2 protein-coding genes are annotated in these 2,101 nt (G+C 77.9%); one reads left to right on the forward strand and one right to left on the reverse strand.

Annotated elements, in window-relative coordinates:
• Positions 1 to 277: 277 nt before the first annotated feature.
• Positions 278 to 1,645 (forward strand): MFS transporter, encoded by a 1,368-nt coding sequence (locus G6556_RS18510; RefSeq protein WP_166944581.1) that lies wholly within the window; start codon positions 278 to 280, stop codon positions 1,643 to 1,645.
• An 18-nt stretch (positions 1,646 to 1,663) separates the two neighbouring features.
• Here G6556_RS18510 and G6556_RS18515 read toward each other — a convergent pair whose 3' ends face one another.
• A complete protein-coding gene (locus G6556_RS18515; RefSeq protein WP_147793764.1) occupies positions 1,664 to 2,020 on the reverse strand; it encodes a DUF1844 domain-containing protein in 357 nt (118 codons plus the stop codon).
• Positions 2,021 to 2,101 lie beyond the last annotated feature (81 nt).

Raw genomic sequence — 2,101 nt, forward strand, 5'->3', positions numbered from 1 at the left:
CGGCGGGGCGGTCGTCCGGGTGCGTGGCGGGGTGCGCGACGCCCGGTGCGTCGGGGCGGGTGGCGGTGTCGGGCCACGACGAGGGCCCGGCCGGCCGCGGCGGGCCGATCGGGTCGTGCGGCCCGGTGGCAGACGTCACGGCACCACCTTACGGGGGGTCGGCGCGGCCCGAGATCCGTCCCGGGACGGAGCGGGTGGCGGACGTCACGTCGTCGCGGGCCCCCGGACGGCGGAATCCTGTCGTCCGACAGGCGCGCGGCGGGCGAGAATCCTGGGCGTGTCCCTCGCCCCCTACGGCCGTCTGCTGCGGCTGCCCGGTGTCCTGCCCCTGGTCCTCGTCTCGTTCGTGGCGCGCATCCCGCACGCGATGACGGGCGTGGTGCTCACGCTGCACGTCGTGGGCCCGCTCGGCCTCGGGTACGCGCGCGCCGGCCTGGTCGCGGCGGCGATGACGGTGGGCGTGGCGATCGGCTCGCCGTGGCGCGGCCGCCGCGTCGACCGGCTGGGGCTGCGCCGGGCGCTGCTGCCGTCCGTGCTGGTGGAGTCGGCGGTGTGGCTGGTGGCCCCGCGGCTGGGCTACGAGGCGCTGCTCGTCGCGGCGGTGGTCGCGGGCGTCTTCCTGGTGCCGGTGTTCTCGGTGGTGCGGCAGTCGCTCGCCGTGCTGGTGCCCGCCGAGCAGCAGCGCACGGCCTACGCGCTCGACTCCGTGGGCACCGAGATGACGTTCATGCTGGCGCCGACGCTCGGCGTCCTGGTGGCGACCCAGGTCTCGACGACCGCGGCGCTGACGCTGGTCGGCGTCGCGACGGTCGCGGCCGGCCTGCTGCTCATGTGGTTCGACCCGCCGACCCGCTCGCCCGAGGGCACGGCGCCCGAGGAGGCGGTGGACGGCGCCCGCCGCCCGCGGCTGCTCACCCCGGGCCTGCTGGTGGTCCTGGCCGCCGCGTCCGCCGCCGCCCTGATCCTCAACGGCACGGACGTGGGGATCGTCGCGGCGCTCCAGGGCTGGGAGCGGGAGACCGCGGTCGGCTGGATGATCGCCCTGTGGTGCGTCGGGTCCGTCGTCGGCGGCCTCGTCTACGGCGCGCAGAAGCGCGAGCTGCACCCGCTCGCGCTCGTCGCGCTGCTCGGCGCGGCCACCGTGCCGGCCGCGTTCGCGCAGACCCAGTGGCAGCTCGCGCTCGCCGTGGTCGTCGCGGGCCTGCCGTGCGCCGCGAGCCTGTCGGCCATCAACGCCTCGCTCGTCCGGATGGTCCCGGAGCACCGGCGCGGCGAGATCATGGGCTGGAGCGGCACCGCGAACACCGTCGGCGCGGCGCTCGGCGCCCCCGTGGTCGGCGCGGTCATCGACTCCACCGGCCCGGGCGGCGGGTTCGCCGCCGCCGGCGGCGTCGGGCTGGTGCTGTCCGTGCTGGGGCTGGCGGTGCTCACGGTCGTGCGGCGCCGAGCCACGGGACGGCGCGCGGCGGCCGCGGCCGCCCTGGGCGGAGCGCCCGCCGGTGTCGTGCCGGCGCCGTCGACCGAGCCGGCACCCGCGACGTCGCCCGCCGAGCGGGTCGTCCCGAAGCCGGCACCCGCCGGGGCGGACGACGTCCCGGTGCGGCCGTCGCCGGCCGACGCCGCCCCGGAGCCGACCACCCGCTGACGGCCGGCGCGGCGGGCGTCAGGACACGTAGCCCGTGAACTTCTCGCCCGGCCCCTCGCCCGGCGCGTCCGGGAACGGGCTGGCCTCGCGGAACGCGAGCTGCAGCGAGCGGAGCCCGTCGCGCAGCGAGCGGGCGTGCTGGTTGCCGATGTCCGGTGCCGAGGCCGTCACCAGCGCGGCGAGCGCGGTGATCAGCTTGCGGGCCTCGTCCAGGTCCAGGTAGTCGCGACCGGCGTGCTCGTCGGTGTCGGGGGACAGGCCGCACTTCACGGCGGCGGCGCTCATCAGGTGCACGGCGGCGGTGGTGATGACCTCGACCGCGGCCACGTCGGCGATGTCGCGGGTGGCGGTCGTGGGGTCCGGGGTCTCGCTCATGCCGCCGATCCTCTCATCGTCCGGGGCCGTCCCGACGACGACGACGAGGGCGCGGCCGGAGCGAGTGCCGGCCGCGCCCTC

The sequence above is a fragment of the Cellulomonas sp. IC4_254 genome, from assembly GCF_011603975.1.
Taxonomy (GTDB): Bacteria; Actinomycetota; Actinomycetes; order Actinomycetales; family Cellulomonadaceae; genus Cellulomonas.